This window comes from Pseudomonas sp. C11 (assembly GCF_034683865.1).
Classification (GTDB): Bacteria; Pseudomonadota; Gammaproteobacteria; order Pseudomonadales; family Pseudomonadaceae; genus Aquipseudomonas.
This window is the reverse complement of the sequence record NZ_JAWIIP010000093.1, coordinates 1-235: the sequence shown is the minus strand read 5'-3', so window position 1 is coordinate 235 and position 235 is coordinate 1. Positions and strand designations below refer to the sequence as shown.

Sequence of the window (235 nt, the reverse complement as noted above, 5' to 3'; positions counted from 1 at the left end):
GCCGTCGTTGACCACCGAGAACACCTCATAACCCATCAGCTTGCCCGCGCCGAACAGCTCGCGTATCACGCCAAGGGCGACCAGCATGGCGCTGTAGCCGAGGCCGTTACCGAGGCCGTCGAAGAACGACAGTACCGGCGGGTTCTGCATGGCAAACGCTTCGGCACGACCCCTCACGATGCAGTTGGTGATGATCAGACCGACGAACACCGACAGCTGCTTGGACAGGCTGAAG

Annotated in this window: 1 protein-coding gene; it reads right to left on the bottom strand. The window is 61.7% G+C overall.

The window, feature by feature from the left end; translation table 11 throughout:
• Window positions 1–235 (bottom strand): Rnf-Nqr domain containing protein (locus VC352_RS25040; protein ID WP_322982178.1); only part of this gene is annotated, 235 nt, incomplete at both ends.